The following is a 25607-nucleotide window of genomic DNA, read 5'->3' on the forward strand; positions in this document are numbered from 1 at the left end:
CATGAAGGTTAATACTTATAATCTAAAAGGGGAAGTTGATGGAAATATTGAACTTCCAGCTATTTTTGATGAAGAATATAGACCAGACCTTATAAAAAGAGCTGTAATTTCTGCACAAACTGCTAGAGTACAACCTTGGGGAAACGATCCTATGGCTGGTAAAAGAACTACAGCTACTTCTTGGGGTTCAGGAAGAGGTGCAGCTATGGTACCTAGAATAAAAAATGGCTCTAAAACTGCTTTTATTCCTTTAGCTGTCGGTGGTCGTCAAGCTCACCCAGTACGTGCTGAAAAAAATCATCATGAAAAAATCAATACTAAAGAAAGAAGATTCGCTATTAGATCTGCAGTTGCTGCAACTACTAATGAAGAATTAGTTTCTGGTAGAGGTCATAGAATTGATAATGTACCTCAAGTACCTTTAGTTGTTGATGATGAATTAGCTTCAATCAAAAAAACAAGTGAAACTCGTGAAATATTCAAAAAATTAGGAATATTTGATGATATCACAAAAGCTAAAAATAGTAGAAAAGTGAAAGCTGGTAGAGGTAAACTTAGAGGTAGAAAATACCGTAATGCTAAGGGACCTCTAATAGTTGTTGATGAGGATAAAGGTATCAGTTTAGGTGCACGTAACCATGCTGGTGTCGATATTGTATCTGTTAAAAATTTAAATGCTGAATTATTAGCACCAGGTACTCATCCAGGTAGATTAACTGTTTTCACTAAATCCGCAGTTGAAAAATTAGGAGGATTATTCCAATAAATATCCAATATTGGATGTTTAAAATGGAATGATTATAAAGTGAAGGTGGATAATTATGGATCCTTACGCAATTATAGTTAAACCTCATGTAACTGAGAAAACTATGAACTTAATAGATCAAAATAATGAATTAACTTTTGTTGTTAATAGAGAATCTAACAAAAATTCTATAAAACGTGCTATTGAACAATTATATGACGTTAAAGTTGAAAAAGTTAACACTCATATTAGCTCAAAAGGTATTAAACTTGCATATATTAAGTTAACAGAAGAAGAAGATGCAGAAGATATTGCTGTTAAAATGGGAGTATTCTAAGGAGGAATGAAATATGGGTAAACGATTAATCATTCAACGTAGAGGAAGAGGAACTCCTACTTACCGTGTAGCATCTCACAGATTTAAAGATAAAATACAATATAGAAATTATGATAATCTTGAAAAAGAAGGAAGTATAAAAGGTGTAGTTTCTGATATTGTACACGATCCTGCAAGAACAGCACCTATTGCATTAGTCAAATTTGAAAATGGAGAAAAAAAATTCATACTCGCTCCAGAAAGTATACAAATTGATGATGAAATAGAATGTGGAATTTCTGCTCCAATAAGTTTTGGTAATACATTACCATTAAGAGAAATTCCAGAAGGAACTCCTATCTATGATATAGAAAATAGACCAGGAGATGGTGGACGTTTTGTTAGATCTTCAGGTACTTATGCTTCTTTAATAACTCATGATTTAAATCAAGCTGTTGTTGAATTACCGTCTGGTGAATTAAAATCTTTCAATCCAAATTGCCGTGCAAGTATTGGAGTAGTTGCAGGTGGAGGAAGAAAAGAAAAACCATTCCTTAAAGCAGGAAACAGATGGCATGCTCTTAATGCTAAGGGTAAAAAGATGATGACAGTTAGAGGAGTAGCAATGAATGCTGTAGACCACCCTCACGGGGGAGGTAACAGACAACACCCAGGTGTACCAACTACTATTTCAAGACATGCATCTCCAGGAAGAAAAGTTGGTTCAATTGCAGCTAAACGTACAGGTAAAAGACGATAATTAAGGAGGTAGCTACTTGGCAAGAAAAATATTTAAATATCAAGGATTAACCCTAGAAGAATTACAAGATTTATCTCTAGATGAGTTAGTTGAGATCTTACCATCAAGACAAAGAAGATCTCTTAAGAGAGGATTTTTACCAAGACAACAAACTGTTTTGGATAAATTCCGAAAACTTAAAAAACAAGAAGAAAACAAAAAAGGCGGTAAACCAATAGTAATAAAAACACACTGCCGTGATATGATTGTATTACCTGAAATGGTTGGAACCACTTTTGGTATATACAATGGTCATGAATTCAAAGAAGTTACATTCACTCCAGAAATGATTGGTTGTTACTTTGGAGAATTCGCACCAACTAGACAAAAAGTTAGTCACGGTGACCCAGGAATGGGAGCTACAAGAAGTAGTATGTTTGTACCGCTTAAATAAGGAGATTAGAACATGGCAAATAACTATGCATATAACAATAAAGATATTGATGAAGAAAAAACTGCACGTGCTATGGCTAAATCTCTTAAGGTTTCCCCAAAACATTGTGTTGAAATTAGTAATGCAATAAGAGGAATGGAAGTAACAAAAGCAAAAGAATATTTACAAAATGTTATTGATATGAAACAAGCTGTTCCATTCAAAAGACATAATAAGAAAGTAGGTCATCGTAAAGGTGCACAAGGTTGGCCATCTGGAAGATACCCTGTTAAAGCTGCAGCTGAAATTTTAAAAGTTTTAGAAAATGCAGAAAGTAATGCAGAGTATAAAGGTATGGATACTGAAAACCTTATTATTGAACACATATCTAGTCATAGAGGTATGGTTATTAGAGGAGCTATACCAAGAGCTTTTGGTAGAGTCACTCCATTTAATACACCAACTACCCATGTTCAAGTAGTATTAGTGGAGGCTTAAGTTTATGATAGAAAAAGATTTCGTAACCGAAGGACTTAAAAGAACCAAAATCGACGAATTTTTAGAAACCGAACTTGAAAGAGCAGGTTATGGTGGAATGGATGTTCAAGTTACACCACTTGGAACAATGATTGTTGTTTATGCTGAAAGACCAGGAATGGTTATAGGTAGAGGTGGAAAAACTGTTAGAGCTATCACTCAAACTTTAAAAAATAATTTTGATTTAGATAATCCTCAAGTTGAAGTAAAAGAAGTTGATGTTCCAGAACTTAATCCTAAAATTATGGCATCTAAAATTTCTAATATGCTTCAAAGAGGTATGCACTTTAGACGAGTTGCTTATTCCACTATTCGTAGAATTATGGGAGCTGGAGCTCAAGGTGTAGAAATTACAATCTCTGGTAAAATTAGAGGTTCTAGATCTGCTGTTTCAAAATTTGTTGAAGGATACATTAAGAAATGTGGTGAACCTTCAGACAGATTTGTTAAAGAAGGTTTTGCAAGTGCTACTTTAAAACCAGGTGTTTTAGGAATTTTCGTACGTATTATGCCTCCTGAAGCAGTTTTACCCGATAAAGTTGAAATAATTGCTCCTCAAATTCAAGAAGAAATTATTGAAGAAGAAGTTGTTGAAGAAGTCGAAGAAGTCGAAGAAACTGAAGCTCCTGAAGAATCTGAAAACATTGAAGAGTTAGAAGAATTAGAAGAAATTGTTATGGAAGATGAAGCCGAAGAAACAAATTCTTCTGAAGAATCTAAAGAGGATGAGTAATTATGGCTATTTTAAGAAGTAATGAAATTTGGGAAATGGAAATTGAAGAAATTCAAGAAAAATTAATTGAACTCAAAGTTGAATTAAATAAAACCGTTTCTAAAGGTGCTGCTGCAGGTGTTATTGATAACCCTGGTCAAGTTAAAGAACTTAAAAGAACTATTGCTCGTGTTCTTACAATTATGAGCCAAAAACAGAAGGAGAACTAAATGAAAATTTGTGAGGTATGCGGTCTTCCTGAAGAACTTTGTGTTTGCGAAGAAATTGCAAGAGAAGTTCAAACTGTTAAAGTATTTACAGTAAGAAGAAGATTCGGTAAACTTATGACAATTGTCGAAGGAATAGATGAACACGATATTGATATTAAAGAACTCACTAAAACTTTGAAAAGTAAATGTGCTTGTGGTGGAACTGCTAAAAATGGTCAAATTGAACTTCAAGGTGATCATAAAACTAAAGTAAAAGAAGTTCTATCTAGTATGGGATTCTCTTCAGATACTATTGAAATTAGAGATTATAAAAAGAAAAATAATCATAAACATAATAATAATCATAATAACAATAGACATCATAAGAAACATTAAAATTCTAAATTCAATATTGTAAATTTGTCTGATTAATGTTCTAAAACAAAATATCATAAGTTTGATTATTTTATTTTTTAATCACACTTTTGTTTAGAATAATATGATAAACTCAGAAAATATATTCTATCATGAATTGATTGGTTTAGAGCTTAAGGTTATAAATAGCTCTAATAAATCATTGATTGGTTTAAGTGGAATTGTTATTGATGAAACTAAAAAGACTTTAAAAATCGAGACATCCACTAAAGGGGAAAAATTGATTCAAAAAAATGTTTCAATTTTTCATATAATTCTCCCAGATAAATCTAAAGTTGAAATTGATGGGAAAATATTATTGAATCGTCCTGAAGATAGAATAAAAAAGAGATATAAAAAAATATAATGGTGATAATATGGTTGGTCTCAATGTCCAAGAACCTGAAACTACATGTAAGGATCCTAATTGCCCATTTCATGGTAATTTGCCTTTAAGAGGTCAAGTCCTTGAAGCTACAGTTACATCCTATAAAAATGATAGAACTGTTACTGTAGAACGTAGTTACTACAAATTCATTAAGAAATATGAAAGATATGAAAAAAGAAATTCAAAAATTAATGTTCACAAACCTGATTGCATTAATATAGAAATTGGTGATGATGTAAAAATCGCTGAATGTAGACCTTTAAGTAAAACTAAACATTTTGTTATTGTAGAAGTTAAAGGGGATAATTAAAATGAAAGCAAGTACATCAAATATTACAAAACCTTTACCTGTTGGTGCTAGACTTCAATGTGTTGATAATACTGGTGCACGTGAAATTGAAATTTTATCTGTAAAAGGATTTAAAGGTGTCCGCAGACGACTTGATGCAGCTGGTGTTGGTGACTTAGTTACAGCTTCAGTTAAAAAAGGAACTGCGGATATGCGAAGAGAAATTGTTCAAGCTGTTGTAGTAAGACAAAAGAAAGAATTTAGACGTGCTGATGGTCTTCGTGTTAAATTTGAAGATAATGCGGCAGTTATAATAACTCCTGAAGGATTATTAAAAGGTTCTGAAGTAAGAGGTCCTGTAGCTAAAGAAGCTGCAGATAAATGGCCTAGTGTTGGTAGTGCAGCTAGCATTTTAATTTAAAGGTGAAAATTATGTCAAAACAACCAAGAAAACAAAGAAAAGCATTATACTCTGCACCTTTACACCAACGTCGTAACAGAATGAGTGTAAATTTAAGTCATGAATTAAGAGAAAAGTTAGGTAAAAGATCTCTTCCTGTTAAAGTTGGAGATAAAGTAACCGTACTTCGTGGTGATTTTAAAGGTCAAGATGGTGAAGTCGAAGCTATTGACATTAAAAGATACAAAGTTACTATTGATGGAATAACTTTAAATAAAGCTGATGGTAATGTAGTATTTTTACAAGTTCACCCTTCTAACTTAATGATTACTGATGCAGATTTAGATGATGATAAAAGAAATAAACATGTAAAGGAGGAATAAATAATGGCAAATATGGGATCAAGAAAACATCTTAAAAGATATAAAGCTCCTAAATCCTGGCCTATCCATCCAAAAGAAAAAACTTGGACAGTTAAACCAGCAGCAGGTCCACATGCTATTGAAGATTCCTTATCTTTAATGGTAGTAGTTCGAGATGTATTAAAAATAGCTGATAATTCCAGAGAAGCAAAAACTATAATAAATTCTGGAGATATCTTAATAGATGGAAAAGTTAAAAAAGATTATAAATATCCAGTTGGATTAATGGATATAATTACAATTCCAAAAAATGAAACATCTTACCGAGTATTATTAGATAATAAAAACAGATTAACTTTATTAAAAATTAATAATAATGATGCTGATGAAAAATTATCTAAAATCGTTAATAAAACTACAATCAAAGGTGGAAAAATACAATATAATCTTCATGATGGTAGAAACTTATTAACAGATGGAGATTACAAAGTCGGAGATGTTTTAAGTCTTAAATTACCTGAACAAGAAGTTCAAAACTCATTCAAATTAGAAGAAGGAGCTACTGTTCTTGTTACTGGAGGAAAACATACTGGAGAAATAGGTAAAATATCTGAAATTATTATCAGTAAAACTTCTAATCCAAATACTGTAATTATAGAAAACAATAAGAAAGAAAATTTCTTAACTTTAAAAGATTACGCATTTGTTATTGGTGGAGAAAAACCTGTAATTGACTTATTGGAGGTTAACCAATGAATCCTATGGATCAAATAAAAATTTCCAAAGCTACAGTAAATATAGGTGTAGGAGAATCTGGTGAAAAATTAACTCGTGCTTTAACTTTACTCGAAAATTTCACAGAACAAAAACCAGTAAAAACTTTTTCTAAAGTTACTAATCCTGAATTTGGTATTCGTAAAAGACAACCAATTGCATGTAAAGTAACTTTAAGAGGTGAAAAAGCTGATAGAGTTATTAAAATGGTATTAGATGGTATTAATAATAAGATTAAACCTACCCAATTTGATGCTCAAGGTAACTTATCTTTCGGTATAAGAGAACATATTGATATTCCAGGAATGAGATATAACCCTGATATTGGTATATTTGGTATGAATATTTCTGTAACCTTTGAAAAACCAGGATACAGAATAGCTAAAAGAAAAATCCAAAATAAAAAGATTCCTCAAAAACATAAAATTACTCCAGAACAAACCATGAAATTCATGGAAGATAATTTTAATGTAAACTATGTGGATGAAATTATTGAAACTTATTAAATAAATATAAAAGGTGATAAATTTGCCAAGAAAATACGGTAGAGCAGCAAAAAAATGTAGTCGATGTGGAGATCATTCTGCTATGATCAGTCGTTATGGATTAAATTTATGTCGACAATGCTTTAGAGAAGTCGCCCCAAAGATTGGATTTAAAAAATATAATTAAATTATATTGAATTTTTTACAAAAATTATTAAAATTAAAAATTAAAAAGGTGTTATAGTTATGACTCTTATGGATCCTCTTGCTGATGCTTTAACTAATTTAAGAAACAATGAATTACAAGTTAATAATCATTGTACTATAAGCCCAGCATCAAAATTAATCGGGCAAGTTTTAAGCACAATGCAAAAAGAGAATTATATAGATGAATTTGAATATATAGATGACAATAAGGCTGGAAAATTCGAAGTAGAATTAGATGGTAACATTAATCAATGTGGTGTTATTAAGCCTCGTCATGCTGTAAAGAAAGATGAATTTGAAAAATTTGAAAAAAGATATTTACCAGCAAAGAATTTCGGTATTTTAATCGTTACTACTCCTGAAGGTATTATGACCCACAAGGAAGCTAAAGAACGAGGTATCGGTGGAAGATTGTTGGCTTATATGTATTAGGTGATTATGTATGGTATTAGCTGCAGCTATTAAGGAAGAAATTGAAATTCCTGAAGGCGTTGAAGTTAACCTTGAAAAAGTTAACATTGAAGACACTATTTCTGTCAAAGGTCCAAATGGTGAAACTTCTAGAAAATTTAATTATCCAAACCTAACTATTACTAAAGAAGATAATTCTATAATAATAGAAACTAATTTCCCAAAGAAACAAGATAAATCTATGGTTGGAACAACTAAAGCTCATATTAATAATATGTTAATAGGAGTTACAGATGGATTTACTTACAAAATGAAAATTGTATTCGCTCACTTTCCAATGACTGTTAAAGTTAGTGGAAATAAAGTAAATATAGACAATTTTATTGGTGAAAGAAGTCCTAGATTATCTAATATTGTAGGTTCTGCAAAAGTTAGTGTTAAAGGTGATGAAGTAACCATTACTGGTGTAAATAAAGAAGATGTTGGTCAAACTATGGCTAATTTAGAACAAGCTACTAAAATTACAGGAAAAGATCCTAGAGTTTTCCAAGATGGTATTTACTTAGTTAGCAAAGAATAAAAGAGTTATTTATTGGTGATTATTATGAATAAAAAATTTAATAGACAAGAATATGCTCGTTACAAAAAATTAGGTAATAAATGGAGACGTCCTCGAGGTAAAACCAGTAAAATGAGAAGATATGAAGCTGGTAAGCCTGATATGCCTGCAATAGGTTATCGTTCCCCTAGAGTTACAAGAGGTTTACATCCTTCTGGATACAAAGATGTACTTGTATGTAATATGAAAGAATTAGAAGCTTTAAATCCTGATACTGAAGCAGGAAGAATTAGTGCTTCTATAGGTTCTAGAAAGAAAGCTATGATGTTAGAAAAAGCATCAGAATTAGGAATAAAAATATTAAATAAATAAATTTTTATTATACAATAAAAAGTTTTTTTAATCATTTTCAATTTTAAATGAAAAAATGATTATTTCCAAATTATATTAATGATTATTAGAAAAAAATTATCTTATAAACTACTTGATGAAATTAAAAAAATTAATTGGGCAGTTATTTAAAATGATATGGGATTATGGAGTACAGTTTGTAACCTCAAATCAAACTTTAAATAACATTTATCTGAATTAGATTAAATCTTTTTCAGCATTTTTTTAAAACTTCATTAAGCAAATATAATTCATTGTAAAATTTAAGGGAAATCTAAAAACTTGAAAAAATTGCAATTATTTTATTTCAAGCTATAAATAATTAGAATAATTCTATAATAAAAAAATAAATCAATTACTTTAAAAAAATAATTGGAGGATTATTAATGAATCTTACAACTCAAAAAAGATTAGCTGCTAGTATTCTTAAAGTAGGAGTTAATCGAGTATGGATTGATCCTGAAGAAATCGAAGAAGTTTCTAGAGCTATCACTAGAGATTCAGTTCGTCAACTTATCGATCAAGGAATTATTAAAGCTAAACCTGAAACTGGTATTAGTAGTTACAGATCTAAAAAGATTAAACAACAAAAAGCAAAAGGTAGACGTAAAGGACGAGGTAGTATAAAAGGAGCTAAAAAAGCTCGGAACCCTAAAAAGAAAGTTTGGATGAGAACTATCCGTGCTTTAAGAGGGGAATTAAAAGATATGCGTGATGCAGATCAAATAGATCCTACTACTTATCGTAAATTGTATAAAATGGCTAAAGGTGGAGCCTTCAAAAGTAAATCTTATATGAAGTCTTACGCTCGTGACCATGAATTACTTAAATAGGAGGAATGAACTTGGCACACGGATCAAATTATAAAGTAGCATTCAGAAGAAGAAGAGAAGGAAAAACTGATTATGCTCAAAGAATGAAATTAGTTAAGATTAATGCAAATAGATTAGTTGTTAGAGTTTCTAATGCTAATGTTATTGTTCAAGTTGTAAAAGTAGGTGAAAATGGAGATGAAACATTAGTATCTGCTCATAGTAAAGAACTTAATAAATTAGGTTGGAAAGCTGGAAACAAAAACACTAGTGCTGTATATTTAACTGGTTATTTATGTGGTAAAAAAGCTTTAGCTGCAAACATTGATGAAGCTATCGCAGATATAGGTTTAAAATCTCCTATTAAAGGTTCTAAAATATTTGCTGCTATTAAAGGAGCTTCTGATGCTGGATTTTATGTACCATTTGGTGAAAAAGTTATTCCTAGTGAAGAACGTATTAATGGTCAACATATTGCAGATTATGCAGAATCCTTAGATGAAGCTGATTTAAAAACTAAATTTAGTAAATATTTAGAAAATGATCTTCAACCTGTAGATTTACCGGATCACTTTGAAGAAATTAAAAATAAAATTGATGATGAGGTATAACTATGAGTTTTAATATTGATGAATGGGAACCTACCACAAAAATTGGTACTCAAGTAAAAGAAGGTACTATTACTGATATAGATGAAATTTTTGAAAAAGGTTTACCTATAATGGAATTAGAAATAGTAGATGCCTTACTTCCAGACCTTGAAGAAGAAGTAATGGATGTTAACTTAGTTCAAAGAATGCACAAATCTGGAAGAAAAGTAAACTTCAGAGTAATTGTTGCTGTTGGAAATAAAAACGGTTATGTTGGATTAGGTCAAGGTAAAGCTAGAGAAGTAGGTCCAGCTATTAGAAAAGCTGTTGATAATGCTAAGTACAATTTAATTAAAGTACGAAGAGGATGTGGAGATTGGGGTTGTGTTTGTGGTAAACAACATACAGTTCCTTTCAAAGTCACAGGTAATACTGGTAGTGTAGATGTAACTTTAATCCCTGCTCCTGCTGGAGTAGGATTAGCTGTAGGAAATGTTGGTAAAACAATCTTAGGTCTTGCAGGTATTAAAGATGTTTGGAGTAGTGCTAGTGGCCAAACTCAAACAACTGTTAACTTTGCATTCGCAGTTTTCGATGCTTTAAAAGAATTAAGTAAAGTTAAAGCAACTAAAGGCGAATTAAAAGGCATGGGAGTGCTTTAAATAGGTGATTATCATGTTTTTTGTTATTAGAGTTAGAGGTAGTACAGGTGTTATTGCTGACATCAAAGATACATTAGATTTACTAAATCTTACAAGAATCAGCCATGCTGTTTTAGTTGAAGAAAATCCAAGTATGAAAGGTATGCTTCAAAAAGCAAAAGATTATCTTACTTGGGGAGAAATTGATGCTGAAACATTAACTGAAATTATTGAAAAAAGAGGAAAACTTGTTGGTGGAGATAAAGTCACTGAAGAATATCTTAAAGAAAATACTGATTTTTCATCTTTTGAAGAATTAGCTAATGCATTAATCAATGCTGAAATTAAAGCTAAAGATATTAATATGAAACCTGTTTTCCGTTTACACCCTCCAAGAAAAGGTTATGAATCTATCCGTCTTACTTATAATGAAGGTGGAACCCTTGGTTACAGAGGCGAAGAAATTATTGATCTCGCAAAGAGAATGAGTTAATTATTGGTGGTATGAATGATTAGAAAAAGTCGTAAAATTAATAAACAAAGAGGCTCTCGTTCTATTGGTGGAGGATGCTCCAAAAAACGTAGAGGTGCAGGAAATAGAGGTGGAAGAGGTTTAGCTGGTGCAGATAAACAACACTGGACTTGGACTGTAATTCACGATCCTGATCATTATGGTAAACATGGATTTAAAAGACCTCAAAAAATGGTTAAAAAAATTAATCCTGTTAACTTAAGTTATTTAGATGATAAATCTGAAGAATTATTAGAAAAAGGTATTGCTTCTAAAGATGGAGATTCTATTGTTATAGATATAACTGAATTAGGTTACAATAAAGTTTTAGCTAAAGGTTCTATTTCAAAACCATTAACTATTAAATCTCCTTCTTTTTCAGCTTCTGCTATTGCTAAATTAGAAGAAGCTGGAGGCGAAGCTGTAGAATTATAATTTAACTAATTTAATATAATTCTATATTTTTTATTATTTCAAAAAGTTTATTTTATTAAAAATAGTTTTATTAATCATGAAAATTAATATATTATTAATTTAATGAGTTGGCTATTTTTATTCATTAAATTTTTTAAAATATTTAAAAATTTATTATTTAGTTAGTTATATCTGAGGAATAACATGTCAGTTTTGGAAAATTTTAAACCTTTATTTAGGCTTCTTCCTGAAGTTAAAACTCCTATTCATAGAGAAAGTTTTAATGAGAAGCTTAAATGGACAGGTATTATATTGGTATTATATTTTATTTTAACTCAAGTTCCATTATATGGATTGAGTAGTGCAGCTGTTGATCAATTTGCTCAATTAAGAGCGGTTATGGCTGGAAGTTTTGGTTCAATTTTAACTTTAGGGATTGGTCCTATTGTAACCGCATCAATTGTACTTCAACTATTAGTTGGTTCAAAAATATTAAAATTAGATTTATCTTTACATGAAGATAAAGCAATGTTCCAAAGTACTCAGAAATTGTTAGCTATTGTTTTCACAATATTTGAAGCTGGAGTTCTTGTTTTTACAGGAAGTTTAATACCTATAGATAACTCTTATCTTGGTGTATTAATGTTACAATTAGTTATTGGAGCTGTATTAATTATTTACCTTGATGAAGTTGTATCTAAATGGGGATTTGGTTCTGGTGTAGGTCTATTTATTGCAGCAGGTGTTGCTGAACAAATTGTTGTTGGTACATTTAACTTTTTACCATCACCAACTCAACCTGGTACTTTCTCTGGTATGATTCCGCAATTTATCCAATCAATTGCTGCAGGACAACCTAATCCTTCTGTATTGCTCCCATTAATTGCTACTATAATAGTATTTTTAATTGCTTCTTATGGTGAAAGTATGAGAGTAGAAATTCCTATTTCTCATGGATCTGTTAGAGGGCACGGAAGAATTAGAGGATCTGTTGGTAAATATCCATTAAAATTTATTTATGCAAGTAATATGCCAGTTATATTAACTAGTGCATTATTAGTGAACGTTTCTCTTATGGCTAGTGTCTTCCAAAAATTAGGATGGCCAATATTAGGTGAAGTTTCACAAGGTCAAGCAATTAATGGTTTAGCATTATATTTAACAACTCCTTCTGGAGTTAGTATGTTATGGACTAATCCATTTAGAGTAATCTTTTATGCTATTTTCTTCTTAGCATGTTGTGCTCTATTCAGTTGGTTATGGGTAGAAATCAGTGGATTAAATGCTAAAGAAGTTAGTAAAAAATTATATGATTCTGGTATTCAAATACCTGGATTCAGAAGTAGTAAGAGACAGTTATATAAAATTATGAATAAATATATTCCTGCATTAACCATATTAGGTGGTTTATTCGTAGGACTTTTAGCATTTGGAGCTGATTTCACTCAAGCTTTAGGTGGAGGTACTGGTGTATTACTTACTGTTGGTATTGTATACAGGTTATATGAAGAAATTGCTCAAGAACAACTTATGGATATGCACCCAGTATTAAGAAAATTCTTAGACAACTAAGATTTTTAAACAAAAATATATTTTTTATTTTATATTTTTTTTAAACATAAATATGATTTAATTTAAAATTTATAAATTATAAGAGGGATTATTATGAAATTAGTAGTTTCAACAGGGATACCTGGTTCAGGTAGTACAACAGTATTAGAAAAAGCTTTACAAGAAGTCGATTATCTTCATATTAACTATGGAGATATCATGACTGAAATTGCTATTGAAAAAGAGTTAGTTGAAGATAGAGATTCTTTAAGAAAATTATCTTCTGATGTTCAAAAAGAAATTCAAAAGGAAGCAGGTATTAAAATTAAGGAGAAATCAAAATCTCAAAATGTTATAGTTGATACTCATTGTACTATTAACACTCCAGATGGTTATTTACCTGGATTACCTATATGGGTTTTAGAAGGATTATCTCCAGATTGTTTTATATTAATCGAAGCAAATCCTGATGAAATATTATATAGACGATTGAATGATGATTCTAGAGTAAGAGATATTGAAAAAGCAAAGGATATTCAATTACATCAAGAAATGAATCGTGCAGCTTCTATGGCTTATGCAACTTTAACTGGTGCTACTGTAAAAATTATTAATAATCATGATAATCATTTAAATTCTACAGTTAAAAATTTTGTAGATTTATTAAAAGATTAAATTGAATAATTTTAAGGAACTAATATTATGGTAGTTGAAATAGTTTATATGGTTTTAGATGCAATTTTTGCACCTTTAATTTCATTGGATCCTACTCCTAAAAATCCAATGCTTACAATTTTTGTGATATCATTAATAATTTCTCTTATTACTACTCTTGCTCAAAAATTGTTAGTTGATCAAGATGAGATGAAAGAAATCCAAGATGAAATGAAAGCATATCAAAAAGAAATGAAAGAAGCTCAAATGAGTGGTGATAATAGGCAAATGGCCAAATTACAAGCTAAACAAGGAGATGTAATGGCTAAACAATCTAAAATGATGAAAATGTCTTTTAAGCCTATGATTGTTACTTTTATACCAATATTATTAGTTTTTTATTGGATGGCTCAATCAGTTGTTTCTAAAACAATTGTTTCACTTCCTCCGGCGGTTTATTATACTTTATTAACCCCGTTATGGCATATGTTTTATGGACCTCCAACTACAACTTTACCTTATGCTGTAGGTTGGTTAGGTTGGTACATTTTATGTACATTTGCTTTATCACAAATATTAAGAAAATATATGGGATTCAAAGATGGATTTTAAATCCATTTTTGAGAAATATTTTAGAAAAAAGAATAAGTTTATATTGATAGATGATTATAATAATATTATAAATTACTATTTTTAAATAAATTGGTTTTTTATTATTAAATATAATTATTTAATTTATATTTTGAATCTATTTTTTTATAATAATAGGTTCTTTAATTATTAAAATTTTATAAAAGGTGGAGAAAAGAATGCCTGAATTAAGATACAGATCAAGATCATACAAACGGATGCATAATAACACCCCTGGTGGTAAAAGTGTCCTAAGATATAAAAAGAAGAAACCATCTAAGCATGTATGTGCTGAATGTGGTGCACCGTTACATGGAGTTCCTCGAGGACGTCCATATGAAATTAATAAATTGTCTAAATCTCAAAAAAGACCTAGCCGCCCATATGGTGGTTATTTATGTTCTAAATGTGCTCGTAAGCACTTTAAAAATGAGGCTAGACAATAATGATTATAACTATCGGTGGCCTTGCAGGTACTGGAACTACTACTGCAGCCCAAGTATTATCTAAAAAATTGGATATACCCTTTTTATCTACAGGTAGTATCTTTAGGGATATGGCTAAAGAGAAAGGTATGTCAGTTTTAGAATTTAGTAAATTTGCTGAAAATAATACTGAAATCGATAATGAAATTGATAAAAGACAAGCTGAAATAGCTAAAATTTCTGATAATCTAATTGTTGAAGGTAGACTTTCTGCTTACTTTATTGATGCTGACTTAAAAATTTGGATGTATGCTCCTTTTGAAATTCGAGCTAACCGAATTTGTGATAGAGAAATTAAATCTTTTGAAACAGCTAGTCAAGAAATAAAGATTCGAGAAGAAAGTGAAGCTTCTAGATATTTAGATATTCATAATATAGATATTAATAATTTTGATATCTATGATTTAATGCTTAATACTAATAGGTTTAATCCTGATAGTATAGCAAATATAATTTTAACAACATTAAAGGTGATATAAATGGCATCTATTGAAGTCGGAAGAGTATGTATTAAGACAGCTGGTAGAGAAGCTGGCGAAAAATGTGCAATAATTGATATTATTGATGATAACTTTGTTGAAATAGTTGGTCAAACTATAAAAAATAGAAGATGTAATATTAACCATCTTGAACCTATTGATCAAACTGTAGAAGTTACAGATGATATTGAAGCTATTAAAAAATCATTATAAGAATAATTATCTTTAATTATTTTTATAAACTAATTTTTTCAATATATTTACATTATTTTTTTAATTAATAATTTTTATTTTAATATAAATAAAAATAAGTTTGAATTTTTTTTAAATACTTTATTTTAATGTGATTTTTATGGAAGGTTATGTAGTTAAATCTTCAAGTAGTACTAATGATGATTATGGTTGTGACCCTTTTAATAGACCTATTGAAGAACACATTACTCATGGAATAATTAATTTAGATAAGACTTCTGGTCCTACTTCCCATGAGATTGATTCTTGGGTTAAAAGAATTTTGCATGTTAATAAAACAGGTCATAGTGGAACTTTAGATCCTAAGGTTACTGGTATTTTACCTATAGGTATTGGTTCTGCTACTAGAGTTATTCAATTGTTATTACTTGCTCCTAAAGAATATGTTTGTTTAATGAAATTACATCAAGAAGTTGATGAAGATTCTATTAAATCTATTTTTGAAAAATTTACTGGTAAAATTTTCCAAACTCCTCCAGTAAAATCAGCTGTAAAACGAGAACTTAGAGCTCGTACTATTTATTATTCTGATATTTATGAAATAGATGGTCGGGATGTTCTTTTCCGTATTGGTTGTGAATCTGGAACTTATGTTCGTACTTATTGTCATAATATAGGTGAAGCTTTAGGTTGTGGTGCCCATATGGCAGAATTACGTCGTACTATGGTTGGTCCTTTAAATGAACATACTAATCTTATTACTTTACAAGATTTAACTGATGCATATTATTATTATGCTGAAGAAGGTGATGAAACTTCTTTACGTAATATGATTAAACCTATGGAAGTTGCGACTGAACATTTACCTAAAGTAATTATTAGAGATTCTGCTGTTGGTGCTATTTGTCATGGTGCTAATTTAGCTGCTGGAGGAATTGTTGCTATTTCAGAAAATGTTCGCTATGGTGATATTGTTGCTATAATGACTATTAAAGGAGAGCTTGTTGCTTCTGCTAAATCTTTATTTAGTCTTGATGAAATTTTAGATTCTGATTCTGGAATTATTTTTGAAACTAATAATGTTTATATGGATCCGGATGTTTATCCAAGTATGTGGAAATAAATTTTTAATCAAAACATTTAAATATGATAAAATACAATATTTTTTTATCAGGTAATTATGATAGTCGATTATGTTTATTTTTACATAAATAAATATATTTTTTAATTAAACTATTTTTTTTATTATCTAAAAATAAATTTTAACAATATTTATTATTAGTAATTAATCCTGTGTATATAGGTTTATACTATTTATTATACCATGCCGAGATAGTCTAGCCTGGTAAGGCGCGAGACTGGAAATCTCGTGGGGATTTTCCCCTCCTGGGTTCAAATCCCAGTCTCGGCGTTTATTAGTATTTATTATTTTTATAATCTAATCAATTATTTTTTATTATGGATTATAAATCTTATTATAAATCTGATATAATTTTGCACTCTTAACTAATGTACTTTTTTTAGTTAAGTTTTAAAAACTGTTGAAAAACTGTGTTTTAAAAGAATTTTTTAAAATTCTTATTGAAACATTCGAACTCGCTACGTCTCGCGAGTTCGCTCTACTAAGCGGAGGTTAATTTTATGGAAGACGATTTTAAGCACTTAGTGCGTATTTCAAGAAAGGATGTAGACGGTAATAAAACTGCCGAATATGCTTTAACTGATATTAAAGGTGTTGGATTATCTTTATCCCGTTCCATTTGTCTTATCTTAGGTTTAGATCTTAATCAAAAAATAGGTTACATGCCTGATGAAGATGTTAAAAAAATAGAAGATATTTTAGAAAATCCTATGGAATCTGAAATTCCAGATTGGATGTTAAACAGAAGACGAGATTATGCTACTGGTAAAACTACTCATTTAATTGAATCAGATCTTGACATGACTTTAAGAGATGATTTAAACAGAATGAAGAAAACTAGAAGTTACAAAGGTCGAAGACATGAAGCTGGATTACCAGTTAGAGGTCAAAGAACTAAAGCTACATTTAGACATGGATCTTCTGTTGGTGTAAAAAGAACAAGACCAGCAAAGTTACCATAGATTAAAGTAACTTTATCAAGAAGACTATTTTAAGATTAATTAATTTAATTATTTAATTCTTATTAATCAATTATATTTACTAAAATATTATTAAGGAGATAATATAATGGGAAGTCCAAGAAAAGCAAGAAAGAAATATGATACTCCACCTCATCCTTGGAATGCTGATAGAATAAAATCAGAAAACAAACTTATGTCCAAATATGGATTAAAAAACAAAAAGGAAATTTGGAAAGCTGATACTCTAGTAAGAAACTATAGTCGGGATGCTAGATATTTATTAGGTTTCGCTCAAGATGAAATAAAAGTTCAAAAAAGAGAATTATTAGGACATTTAATCCGAGAGGGCGTATTACCAGATAATGCGGAATTAGAAGATATTCTTAATTTAACTGTGGAAGATATTTTAAGAAGAAGATTACAAACTGTGGTTTATCAAAAAGGTTTAGCTAGAACTGCTAAAGAAGCAAGAATGTTTATTGTTCATGGTCATATTACATTGAATAATAAAAAGATTGATTCTCCAAGTTATGTAGTTCAAAAAGGAGAAGAAGATCTTATAGGATTTTATAGATCCTCTCCTGTTGCAAAACAAATTGAAGATTATAATAAAACTCAAAACAAAGTGGAAGAACAAACAGAATAATATTCAAGGGTTGATAAATTATGGCAAAAAATGAAAAATGGGGAATAGCTAATATTTACTCATCATTTAATAACACTATTATTACTGTAACTGATATTACTGGTGCTGAAACCATTACTCAATGGTCTGGTGGTAAAGTTGTACGTTCTGATAGACAAGAAGCATCTCCTTTTGCAGCTATGGAAGCAGCTACTCGTGCTGCTGATGATGCTAAAGAAAAAGGATTTGTGGGTTTACATATAAAAGTCCGAGCTCCTGGTGGAAATGGTCCTAGAAGTCCAGGTCCTGGTGCACAAGCTACAATTCGTGCTTTTGCTAGAGCTGGAGTTAAAATAGGAAAAATAGAAGATGTAACTCCTATACCTCACGATGGTACCGGACGTCCTGGTGGAAAGAGAGGAAGAAGAGTTTAAGAAGGGGTTTAATATGGAGATTGAAGTCAAAAATCAAACTGATGATGAGATTACTTTTATCATCCGTGATGCGGAAGTACCTTTTGTCAATGCAATAAGAAGAATCGCTATGATGGAAGTACCAAAAATGGCAATTGAAGATGTTTATATGGTTCAAAACGATTCTGCTATGTTTGATGAGGTATTAGCTCATCGTTTAGGTTTAACTCCATTAGTTTCTGATTTAGATGCTGTTGACGGATTAGTCATGCCAGATAATTGTGACTGTGGAGATCATTGTCCTAAATGCAGTGTATCTTTAACATTAAATAAATCTGGTCCAGGAGTTATTTACTCTAAAGATTTAGTTTCTTCTGACTCAAAAATTAAACCTGTATATGATACCATACCTCTTTTAAAATTAAAAGAAGGTCAAAATGTAGAATTAGAAGCTATCGCTCAATTAGGTATTGGGAAAGATCATGCAAAATGGGTACCTACTACAGTATGTGCTTATAAACAATATCCTGAAATTACATTTAATGATGATTTAAATATCGATTATGCTTGTGTCGAAGCATGTCCGAAGAAAATCCTTAAAGCTAATAAAAAGAAAGGAAAAATTGAAGTTACTGATATTGAATCATGTACATTATGTAAAGCATGTGAAAGAGCCTGCGAAAAGCAACTAGTCAAAGATGAAAATGGAAATGAATTTTCCAAAAAATACATTAATCTAGGGTATCAAGAAAATAATTTTATATTTAAAATTGAAACAGATGGATCAATGCCTCCTAAAGAGGTTTTATTAAAAGCTTGTGATGTTTTATCAAATAAAGCAGATGAGTTTATTACATTTAGTAAAGGAGGAAGCTAATAATGGCTAGAAATGTTATTAAAACTAATCCTAACCTTATTGCATTAGCTCATAACTTAAGAAAAAAATCTTATGATGAAGATGTAGCTATATGGAAATCAGTGGCAGCTAAATTAGAAAAATCAACAAGAAATCAACCAGAAGTAAATGTTGCAAACATTAATAGATATACTTCTGAAAATGATACAGTTGTTATTCCAGGAAAAGTATTATCTAATGGAAATTTAGATCATAAAGTTGTTGTCGCAGCATTAAAATTTTCTGAAACTGCTAAAGCTGAAATTGAAAAAGCTGGTGGAGATTGTATTTCCATTGCAGATTTAGTTGAAAAGAACCCAAAAGGTTCTAATGTCAAGATTATGCAATAAGCTTATTTAGGAATTATTAATTTAAAAAAAATAAATATATGAAAAATATTATAATAGGTGTTTATTATGATTATTAACGGAGAAGGACATATTTTAGGAAGACTTGCTAGTGTAACTAGTAAAAAACTTCTTGAAGGTGAAGAGATAGTTGTTCTTAACGCTGAAAAAATTATGTTAACTGGTAATAAAGATTGGGCTTATGCAAGATATAAACAACGAGTAGATAGAAAAAGTATATCTAACCCTCGTGATTTAGGTCCTAAATATCCTAGAAGACCAGAAGATATATTCAGAAGAACTGTTAAAGGAATGTTACCTACTAAAAAAACTAAAGGTCGAGTTGCTTACAAAGGATTAAAAGCTTTTGTTGGTGTTCCTGCAGAATATGCTGATGCAAACCTTGAAACTATTCCTGATGCTGAATATACTCATGTTAAAAAGGGTATTAAATTAGGAGAAATCTCTGAACTTTTAGGTGTAGATTTCTAGATAAAAAGTATTAAATTACAATTAAAACAAATTAAAATAAATAAACGGAGTGTAACTATGAAAAAAGTTGTTCACACAAGCGGTAAACGTAAAACAGCTATTGCTAGAGGAACCGTTCAAGAAGGTAAAGGTAGAGTACGAGTAAATAAATCTCCAGTTGAACTTTACGATCCTGAATTAGCACGTTTAAAATTATATGAACCATTAGAATTAGCTGGTGAAGACCTTATAAATACTGTTGACATCAATGTACATGTACAAGGTGGAGGAGTAATGGGTCAAGCAGAAGCTGCTCGTATGGTAATTGCTAAAGGTTTAGTTCAATGGACTAATGATGTAGATCTTAAAGAAAGATTCACTCAATATGACAGAACAATGTTAGTTGGTGATCCAAGACGTTCTGAACCAAAGAAATTTGGTGGTCCTGGGGCAAGAGCTCGTAAACAAAAAAGTTACAGATAAATTCATTATTTTTAATTAATGAATTAACTTTTTTATGTTTTAAAAAGATCTTTAAAAAAATATATGAAAATTAAAAATTATAATAATAAAATAGGAAATGATGATTTAAGATGATACCTATACGATGTATTAGTTGTGGAAAACCCGTTTCTGCATACTTTGATGAATATCAAAGTAGATTAGCTGATGGAGAAGATTCAAAAGCTATTCTAGATGATATGGGTATTGACAGATATTGTTGTAGAAGAATGCTCATTTCTCATGTGGAAACTTGGGAATAGAAACCTTTTTATTATTTTTATTCACTCTTTTACAATTAAATAAAAATTATATTTTTATTTGTGAATGTTTTTTAAATAAAAGGAGTAATTAAGATATGCCTGCTAAAAAAACAAGTACAAAAAAATCAACAGCAAAAAAATATACAAGATTTGAAAAAGCTAGACTTTTAGGTTCTAGAGCTATACAATTATCTATGGGTGCTAAACCTTTAGTGAAAGTTACTGAAGATGATGATCCTATTGATATTGCTCTTGCTGAATTAAAAGAGAATGTTTTACCTTTAGATGTTAAACCTAGAGAATAACATTTTAACTTATTAATCTTGTTTTTTTATAAATTTTTTAAAAAAAAATTTCATCATAAATCATATTATAATAACTTATTTATGAGTAAAGATTTATTTAGTATTAAACTCAATACTAATAGTATATATAAAAATTTAAAATAAATTTAACTAATTAAAAAAATTATTATCATAAGCAATCTATGAATCGAACTACTAATTTTTTATAAGATTAACGATTCTTTAGTTAATCTCAAAGTAGATTTTATGGTAAGAGGAACATGGAATTAAATTAATAATCCATAATAAATTAATAATATGTGGTATTAATTTGTGCATGATAATAATTTTTAAAAATATATTAAAAATGTTTAAAAAAAATTAATGTGGTGTTTTTTTATGGATAGTATTATAGAAGATGTCCGTGTTAGAAAAATATTAGATAGTAGAGGAAATCCAACTGTAGAAGTAGATATTCTCACATGGAATGGATTTGGTCGAGCTGCTGCACCTTCAGGTGCTAGTACAGGTTCTAGAGAAGTTGTTTCTTTCCCTCAAGGTGGGGTAGATCAAATTATTAGTGAAGTTGAAGATGTTATATCATCTGAACTTATAGGTATGGCTGCTGAAGACATTTCAGATATAGATTATGTTTTAAAAGAAATAGATGGTACTGATAATATGTCATCTATTGGTGGTAACACTACTGTTGCTGTATCTATGGCTGCAGCAAAAGCAGCAGCAAATTCATACAATTTACCATTATACCGTTTCTTAGGTGGAAATATGGTTAATAAATTACCTTACCCATTAGGAAACATGATGAATGGTGGAGAACATGCAGGACCTAATGCTCCTGATATTCAAGAATTTTTAGTTGTACCTGTAGGTGCATCTAATATATCTGAAGCTGTTTTTGCTAACTCTGCAATACATAAAAGACTTAAAGAATTAATCCAATCCAAAGACAGTAATTTTACTGGTGGTAAAGGTGATGAAGGTGGATGGATACCTAACATTTCAAATGATAATGCTTTAGATATTCAATCTCAAGCATGTGAAGAAGTTGGAGATGAATTAGGAATAACTATTAAACCATCTTTAGATCTCGCTGCTTCTGAATTTTGGGATAAAGATGAAAACAAATATGTTTATGCTCAAGATGGTATTAGTAGAGATAGTGGCGAACAAGTTGAATATGTTAAAGATATCATAGATACTTATGGTATGTTCTATATAGAAGATCCATTTGATGAAAAAGATTTTGATGGCTTTTCTGAATTAACTTCAGCTGTAGGAGATAAATGTATTATCTGTGGTGATGATATATTTGTTACAAATAAAGAAATTTTAGCTGAAGGAATAGAAAAAGGCGCTGCTAATGGTTTAATAATCAAACCAAATCAAATCGGTTCTTTAACTGAAACTTATAAAACAGTTCAATTAGCAAAAGAAAACAATTATGTTCCTGTAGTATCTCATAGATCTGGAGAAACAACTGATGAAACTATTGCTCATTTAGCTGTTGCACTTGGAACTCCTTTAATTAAAACTGGAGCAATAAGTGGAGAACGTATTGCAAAATTAAACGAACTTATTCGTATTGAAGAAGAATTACCAGACCCAGAAATGGCTGATTTAAAATTTTAAAAATATTTCAAAATTAAAAATTATTAACAAAATAAATTACAAAAATAAAAAAAAATTAATATTAAGGTGAATTAAATGTCAGAACTTTTAATACCATTAGATAATTATTTAGCAGCAGGTTTACATATAGGAACTCAACAAAAAACTCATGATATGGAAAGATATATTTTCCGTGTAAGATCAGACGGTTTATATGTTTTAGATATACGTAAAACTGATGAACGTATTTGTCAGGTTGCTAAATTCTTAGCACAATATGATGCTGATGATATTCTTGTAGTAGCTACAAGACAATATGGTCAAGCTCCAGTAAAAAAATTCGGAGAAATCACTGGTTGTAAAACTATACCTGGTAGATTTATTCCTGGAACTTTAACTAATCCAACTTATCATAAATTCATAGAACCAAAAATTATTGTTGTAACTGATCCAAGATCAGATGCACAAGCTGTTTTAGAATCTAAACAAAATGGAATCCCTGTTGTAGGTTTATGTGATACTGAAAACTTACTTACTAATGTGGATATTGTTGTACCTGTAAACAATAAAGGTAGAAAAGCTATTGCTCTTGTATACTGGTTATTAGCTAGACAATTATTAAGAGAAAGAGGTACAATTGGTCCGGAAGATGAATTAGATATTGAAGCTGCAGACTTTGAATTAAAATTCTAGATAAAAGAAAGAAAAATTAAAAATAATACTATATTTTATTTTATTTTTCCATCCCTTTTTTGTAAAAAATATTATAGGTTATTAAAATAAATATTATTATAATATTAGGGTTAAAAAATAATTTATTTTTCGGAGTAATGTTTATTATGATTAGACAACCTGTAGTTGCAGGAAGCTTTTATCAAAGTAATGTGAGATATTTATTAGATAGTATTGAGGATGCATTTAAATCATCAAGTGGTTTTGGAGAAATCCCAACTCTATCTAGATTTAAATATAAAGATTCCATGTTAACTGGCATATTAGTTCCTCATGCAGGTTATATGTATTCAGGTGCTGTTGCAAGTAATTCTTATGCTGAATTAGCTTTAGATGGTTTTCCTGATACTTTTGTCATTTTATGCCCTAATCATACAGGATTAGGAGATCCATTAAGTGTTTTTTCTGAAGGAGAATGGGTTACTCCTTTAGGACATGTTTCAGTAGATGAAATTTTTTCTAAGGAATTAATTAATAATTCTAAGTTCGCAAGTTCTAATTTTGAGGCCCATATGCAAGAGCATAGTATAGAAGTCCAGTTACCTTTTTTACAATATTTTTCTAAAGATTTTAAAATAGTACCTATTTGTATGGGGGTTCAGGATTCCGCATTTGTGGATGACATTTTGGATGCTATAATTAAAGCACAAGATGTTACTGGTCGTGATATTCGTGTTATTGCTAGTTCTGATTTAAGTCATTTTAATAATCAAAAGATAGCCGAAAATTTAGATAATTTAATACTTGAAGATATTAAAAATATGGATTCATTAAAACTACTTTCAGATGTTAAGTCTAATAATATTACAATGTGTGGTTATGCTCCTGCAATGGTTGCTATAAATTATTCAAAAATTAAGGGAGAAGGTATATCTAAAGTATTAAAATATTCTACTAGTGGTAATGTTACACATGATTATAACTCAGTTGTAGGTTATGGCTCTGCAATATTTAAATAAATAAAGGAAAAATGTTAAAATAAAGTAAAATATTGATATATAAAAAAAATAAAAATTTGATGATTAAAAATGGAATCTGTAGCTTCAGCACCTGGAAAAACAATTTTATTTGGTGAACACTCAGTTGTATATAGTGAACCTGCTATTGCCGGTGCTGTAAATAAAAGAGCTACAGTCAAAATTAGAAGATCAAGAAATCAAAATACAATTTTAAAATCTAAAGATTTAAACTTTGAAGCAATATTAGATACTCGTAAAGAATCTTACTCTCTTAAACATGGGAAACCTGGGATAATACGATATATTTTAAATGCTTTAAGTAAATTTCATGATCATACTCCTATTGAAATATTATTATCAATAAATATACCTATTGGTTCAGGTTTAGGATCTTCAGCAGCTGTTACTGTTGCAACATTAGCAGCCCTATTTGATTATCATGATATTCCATTTACAAAAGAATCATTGGCTCAAGACGCTTATAATGTTGAATTAGATGTTCAAGGTATGGCTAGTCCGTTAGATACTATTGTGAGTACTTATGGTGGTTTAATTTATCTTTCTAGAGAGAAAAAACCAATCAGTTTCACAAATCATATAAACTCTAATTTTGTTATAGGATTTACCACAAAATACGGTAATACTGGAAAAATGGTAAAAAATGTTAAAAATCTTAAAGATGCTTATCCAAACATAATTAACCCTATAATTGAAGACATGGGATTTATAGCCAATGAAGCTCGTATAGCAATTTTAAAAAATGATATATCTAAAGTAGGGGAATTAATGAATATAAATCAAGGATTATTGGATTCTTTAGGAGTAAATACTTCAGAATTATCTCGAATGATTTATTTAGCACGTAAAAATGGTGCTTTAGGTTCTAAAATTACAGGTTCAGGTGGAGGAGGAAGTATAATTGCTTTATGCCCTCATAATCCTGATAAAGTTATGAAAGCTATCAATAGATATGATAATACTTTAAAAATAAAATTCTCTAAAGATGGAGTTTTAACTAAAGATTCTATTTAATAAAATAAATTATATATATTATAA

Annotated in this window: 43 protein-coding genes and 1 tRNA gene; all 44 read left to right on the top strand. The window is 29.8% G+C overall.

Going from position 1 to position 25607, the window contains the following annotated elements:
- Window position 1 precedes the first annotated feature (1 nt).
- Window positions 2-766, top strand: a complete 765-nt coding sequence (gene rpl4p / locus ACA135_RS02480; protein ID WP_409198725.1) for a 50S ribosomal protein L4 — start codon at window positions 2-4, stop codon at window positions 764-766.
- Between the two features lie 55 nt (window positions 767-821).
- The gene (locus ACA135_RS02485; RefSeq protein ID WP_409198726.1) at window positions 822-1082 is read left to right on the top strand and encodes a 50S ribosomal protein L23; all 261 of its coding nucleotides are present in this window, start codon (window positions 822-824) and stop codon (window positions 1080-1082) included.
- Window positions 1083-1095: 13 nt separating this feature from the next.
- Window positions 1096-1821, top strand: a complete 726-nt coding sequence (locus ACA135_RS02490) for a 50S ribosomal protein L2 (protein ID WP_409198727.1) — start codon at window positions 1096-1098, stop codon at window positions 1819-1821.
- A gap of 16 nt (window positions 1822-1837) precedes the next feature.
- A complete protein-coding gene (rpsS, locus tag ACA135_RS02495) occupies window positions 1838-2254 on the top strand; it encodes a 30S ribosomal protein S19 (protein ID WP_409198728.1) in 417 nt (138 codons plus the stop codon).
- Window positions 2255-2266: 12 nt separating this feature from the next.
- A complete protein-coding gene (locus tag ACA135_RS02500; protein ID WP_409198729.1) occupies window positions 2267-2731 on the top strand; it encodes a 50S ribosomal protein L22 in 465 nt (154 codons plus the stop codon).
- A gap of 4 nt (window positions 2732-2735) precedes the next feature.
- Entirely contained in the window at window positions 2736-3503 is a 768-nt protein-coding gene (locus ACA135_RS02505; RefSeq protein ID WP_409198730.1) for a 30S ribosomal protein S3, read from the top strand.
- 2 nt (window positions 3504-3505) lie between these two features.
- A complete protein-coding gene (gene rpmC / locus ACA135_RS02510; protein ID WP_409198731.1) occupies window positions 3506-3712 on the top strand; it encodes a 50S ribosomal protein L29 in 207 nt (68 codons plus the stop codon).
- Entirely contained in the window at window positions 3713-4087 is a 375-nt protein-coding gene (yciH, locus tag ACA135_RS02515) for a stress response translation initiation inhibitor YciH (RefSeq protein WP_409198732.1), read from the top strand. It abuts the gene before it with no gap.
- 103 nt (window positions 4088-4190) lie between these two features.
- Window positions 4191-4472: a ribonuclease P protein component 1 gene (rnp1, locus tag ACA135_RS02520; RefSeq protein ID WP_409198733.1), complete on the top strand. Its 282-nt coding sequence runs from the start codon at window positions 4191-4193 to the stop codon at window positions 4470-4472.
- A gap of 10 nt (window positions 4473-4482) precedes the next feature.
- Complete coding sequence (locus ACA135_RS02525; RefSeq protein ID WP_409198734.1) at window positions 4483-4803, top strand: 30S ribosomal protein S17; 321 nt, start codon at window positions 4483-4485, stop codon at window positions 4801-4803.
- A gap of 1 nt (window position 4804) precedes the next feature.
- Complete coding sequence (locus ACA135_RS02530) at window positions 4805-5203, top strand: 50S ribosomal protein L14 (RefSeq protein ID WP_409198735.1); 399 nt, start codon at window positions 4805-4807, stop codon at window positions 5201-5203.
- 11 nt (window positions 5204-5214) lie between these two features.
- Complete coding sequence (gene rplX, locus ACA135_RS02535; protein ID WP_409198736.1) at window positions 5215-5565, top strand: 50S ribosomal protein L24; 351 nt, start codon at window positions 5215-5217, stop codon at window positions 5563-5565.
- Window positions 5566-5568: 3 nt separating this feature from the next.
- On the top strand, window positions 5569-6300 hold the full coding sequence (locus ACA135_RS02540) for a 30S ribosomal protein S4e (protein WP_409198737.1): 732 nt from the start codon (window positions 5569-5571) through the stop codon (window positions 6298-6300).
- Complete coding sequence (locus ACA135_RS02545) at window positions 6297-6824, top strand: 50S ribosomal protein L5 (RefSeq protein ID WP_409198738.1); 528 nt, start codon at window positions 6297-6299, stop codon at window positions 6822-6824. Before ACA135_RS02540 ends, ACA135_RS02545 begins: the two co-directional genes overlap by 4 nt.
- A gap of 13 nt (window positions 6825-6837) precedes the next feature.
- Entirely contained in the window at window positions 6838-6990 is a 153-nt protein-coding gene (locus ACA135_RS02550; protein WP_409198739.1) for a 30S ribosomal protein S14, read from the top strand.
- Window positions 6991-7049: 59 nt separating this feature from the next.
- Window positions 7050-7442, top strand: a complete 393-nt coding sequence (locus ACA135_RS02555; RefSeq protein ID WP_409198740.1) for a 30S ribosomal protein S8 — start codon at window positions 7050-7052, stop codon at window positions 7440-7442.
- A 10-nt stretch (window positions 7443-7452) separates the two neighbouring features.
- A complete protein-coding gene (locus ACA135_RS02560) occupies window positions 7453-8001 on the top strand; it encodes a 50S ribosomal protein L6 (RefSeq protein ID WP_409198741.1) in 549 nt (182 codons plus the stop codon).
- A 24-nt stretch (window positions 8002-8025) separates the two neighbouring features.
- Window positions 8026-8352, top strand: a complete 327-nt coding sequence (locus ACA135_RS02565) for a 50S ribosomal protein L32e (RefSeq protein ID WP_409198742.1) — start codon at window positions 8026-8028, stop codon at window positions 8350-8352.
- Window positions 8353-8756: 404 nt separating this feature from the next.
- Entirely contained in the window at window positions 8757-9203 is a 447-nt protein-coding gene (locus ACA135_RS02570; RefSeq protein WP_409198743.1) for a 50S ribosomal protein L19e, read from the top strand.
- An 11-nt stretch (window positions 9204-9214) separates the two neighbouring features.
- Window positions 9215-9793 carry a 50S ribosomal protein L18 gene (locus ACA135_RS02575; RefSeq protein ID WP_409198744.1) on the top strand — a complete coding sequence of 193 codons (579 nt, stop codon included), beginning with the start codon at window positions 9215-9217 and terminating at the stop codon, window positions 9791-9793.
- Window positions 9794-9795: 2 nt separating this feature from the next.
- Window positions 9796-10434, top strand: a complete 639-nt coding sequence (gene rpsE, locus ACA135_RS02580; RefSeq protein WP_409198745.1) for a 30S ribosomal protein S5 — start codon at window positions 9796-9798, stop codon at window positions 10432-10434.
- A gap of 13 nt (window positions 10435-10447) precedes the next feature.
- Window positions 10448-10906 (top strand): 50S ribosomal protein L30, encoded by a 459-nt coding sequence (locus ACA135_RS02585; protein WP_409198746.1) that lies wholly within the window; start codon window positions 10448-10450, stop codon window positions 10904-10906.
- Window positions 10907-10921: 15 nt separating this feature from the next.
- Complete coding sequence (locus ACA135_RS02590) at window positions 10922-11359, top strand: uL15m family ribosomal protein (RefSeq protein ID WP_409198747.1); 438 nt, start codon at window positions 10922-10924, stop codon at window positions 11357-11359.
- 183 nt (window positions 11360-11542) lie between these two features.
- The gene (gene secY, locus ACA135_RS02595) at window positions 11543-12910 is read left to right on the top strand and encodes a preprotein translocase subunit SecY (protein WP_409198748.1); all 1368 of its coding nucleotides are present in this window, start codon (window positions 11543-11545) and stop codon (window positions 12908-12910) included.
- A gap of 93 nt (window positions 12911-13003) precedes the next feature.
- Complete coding sequence (locus ACA135_RS02600) at window positions 13004-13564, top strand: adenylate kinase (protein WP_409198749.1); 561 nt, start codon at window positions 13004-13006, stop codon at window positions 13562-13564.
- 27 nt (window positions 13565-13591) lie between these two features.
- Window positions 13592-14155 (top strand): DUF106 domain-containing protein, encoded by a 564-nt coding sequence (locus ACA135_RS02605; protein ID WP_409198750.1) that lies wholly within the window; start codon window positions 13592-13594, stop codon window positions 14153-14155.
- Between the two features lie 197 nt (window positions 14156-14352).
- Window positions 14353-14619 (top strand): 50S ribosomal protein L34e, encoded by a 267-nt coding sequence (locus ACA135_RS02610; RefSeq protein ID WP_409198751.1) that lies wholly within the window; start codon window positions 14353-14355, stop codon window positions 14617-14619.
- Complete coding sequence (cmk, locus tag ACA135_RS02615) at window positions 14619-15137, top strand: (d)CMP kinase (RefSeq protein ID WP_409198752.1); 519 nt, start codon at window positions 14619-14621, stop codon at window positions 15135-15137. The genes ACA135_RS02610 and cmk overlap by 1 nt, the downstream gene beginning before the upstream one ends.
- On the top strand, window positions 15138-15350 hold the full coding sequence (locus ACA135_RS02620; protein ID WP_409198753.1) for a 50S ribosomal protein L14e: 213 nt from the start codon (window positions 15138-15140) through the stop codon (window positions 15348-15350). It abuts the gene before it with no gap.
- Between the two features lie 139 nt (window positions 15351-15489).
- Complete coding sequence (locus tag ACA135_RS02625; RefSeq protein WP_409198754.1) at window positions 15490-16452, top strand: RNA-guided pseudouridylation complex pseudouridine synthase subunit Cbf5; 963 nt, start codon at window positions 15490-15492, stop codon at window positions 16450-16452.
- A 203-nt stretch (window positions 16453-16655) separates the two neighbouring features.
- Window positions 16656-16740 (top strand) — tRNA-Ser (locus ACA135_RS02630).
- Window positions 16741-16970: 230 nt separating this feature from the next.
- Window positions 16971-17432: a 30S ribosomal protein S13 gene (locus ACA135_RS02635; protein ID WP_409198755.1), complete on the top strand. Its 462-nt coding sequence runs from the start codon at window positions 16971-16973 to the stop codon at window positions 17430-17432.
- A 106-nt stretch (window positions 17433-17538) separates the two neighbouring features.
- Window positions 17539-18078: a 30S ribosomal protein S4 gene (locus ACA135_RS02640; RefSeq protein WP_409198756.1), complete on the top strand. Its 540-nt coding sequence runs from the start codon at window positions 17539-17541 to the stop codon at window positions 18076-18078.
- A 20-nt stretch (window positions 18079-18098) separates the two neighbouring features.
- Window positions 18099-18491, top strand: a complete 393-nt coding sequence (locus ACA135_RS02645) for a 30S ribosomal protein S11 (protein ID WP_409198757.1) — start codon at window positions 18099-18101, stop codon at window positions 18489-18491.
- A 13-nt stretch (window positions 18492-18504) separates the two neighbouring features.
- Window positions 18505-19347, top strand: coding sequence for a DNA-directed RNA polymerase subunit D (locus ACA135_RS02650; RefSeq protein WP_409198758.1), 843 nt, complete (start codon window positions 18505-18507; stop codon window positions 19345-19347).
- Between the two features lie 2 nt (window positions 19348-19349).
- Window positions 19350-19715 (top strand): 50S ribosomal protein L18e, encoded by a 366-nt coding sequence (locus tag ACA135_RS02655; RefSeq protein WP_409198759.1) that lies wholly within the window; start codon window positions 19350-19352, stop codon window positions 19713-19715.
- Window positions 19716-19781: 66 nt separating this feature from the next.
- On the top strand, window positions 19782-20204 hold the full coding sequence (locus ACA135_RS02660) for a 50S ribosomal protein L13 (protein ID WP_409198760.1): 423 nt from the start codon (window positions 19782-19784) through the stop codon (window positions 20202-20204).
- Window positions 20205-20261: 57 nt separating this feature from the next.
- A complete protein-coding gene (locus ACA135_RS02665) occupies window positions 20262-20666 on the top strand; it encodes a 30S ribosomal protein S9 (protein WP_409198761.1) in 405 nt (134 codons plus the stop codon).
- Window positions 20667-20776: 110 nt separating this feature from the next.
- A complete protein-coding gene (locus tag ACA135_RS02670) occupies window positions 20777-20947 on the top strand; it encodes a DNA-directed RNA polymerase subunit N (protein ID WP_409198762.1) in 171 nt (56 codons plus the stop codon).
- 95 nt (window positions 20948-21042) lie between these two features.
- Entirely contained in the window at window positions 21043-21252 is a 210-nt protein-coding gene (locus ACA135_RS02675) for a DNA-directed RNA polymerase subunit K (protein ID WP_409198763.1), read from the top strand.
- 378 nt (window positions 21253-21630) lie between these two features.
- Window positions 21631-22881 carry a phosphopyruvate hydratase gene (eno, locus tag ACA135_RS02680; RefSeq protein WP_409198764.1) on the top strand — a complete coding sequence of 417 codons (1251 nt, stop codon included), beginning with the start codon at window positions 21631-21633 and terminating at the stop codon, window positions 22879-22881.
- A 75-nt stretch (window positions 22882-22956) separates the two neighbouring features.
- Window positions 22957-23553 (top strand): 30S ribosomal protein S2, encoded by a 597-nt coding sequence (gene rpsB, locus ACA135_RS02685; RefSeq protein WP_409198765.1) that lies wholly within the window; start codon window positions 22957-22959, stop codon window positions 23551-23553.
- Between the two features lie 146 nt (window positions 23554-23699).
- Window positions 23700-24551: an AmmeMemoRadiSam system protein B gene (amrB, locus tag ACA135_RS02690; protein ID WP_409198766.1), complete on the top strand. Its 852-nt coding sequence runs from the start codon at window positions 23700-23702 to the stop codon at window positions 24549-24551.
- Between the two features lie 69 nt (window positions 24552-24620).
- Window positions 24621-25583: a mevalonate kinase gene (gene mvk / locus ACA135_RS02695; RefSeq protein WP_409198767.1), complete on the top strand. Its 963-nt coding sequence runs from the start codon at window positions 24621-24623 to the stop codon at window positions 25581-25583.
- Window positions 25584-25607 lie beyond the last annotated feature (24 nt).

It is taken from the genome of Methanobrevibacter acididurans (assembly GCF_046197875.1).
GTDB lineage: Archaea > Methanobacteriota > Methanobacteria > Methanobacteriales > Methanobacteriaceae > Methanobrevibacter_A > Methanobrevibacter_A acididurans.